The sequence below is a fragment of the Tamlana crocina genome (genome assembly GCF_012037625.1).
In genome coordinates, this window is record NZ_JAAVJS010000800.1 from 1 (window position 1) to 292 (window position 292).

Sequence of the window (292 nt, forward strand, 5' to 3'; positions counted from 1 at the left end):
GGCAATACCATTGGCCTTGTCACCATGGAAGATATTATAGAAACACTTATGGGTCTCGAAATTATGGATGAGAGCGATAATGTGGAAGACATGCAGGTCCTGGCACGTCAAAACTGGGAGAAAAGAGCCAAAAAATTAGGCCTTCTAAAACAGGATCAAACTGAAGATAGAAAGAAACGGGATGAATAAAGCTTTCTTAAAAACCCCCCTGGGAAGTGCAATTCTGGAAGGGGATGCCTCCGGAATATCTAAGTTTATCCTTACCGACGAAGAAGGTTCATCCACTCCCACG

Annotated in this window: 1 pseudogene; it reads left to right on the forward strand. The window is 43.5% G+C overall.

What is annotated here, in order from left to right:
* Window positions 1–189, forward strand: a pseudogene (locus HC176_RS19055) (hemolysin); the annotation flags it as partial.
* Between the last annotated feature and the right edge of the window lie 103 nt (window positions 190–292).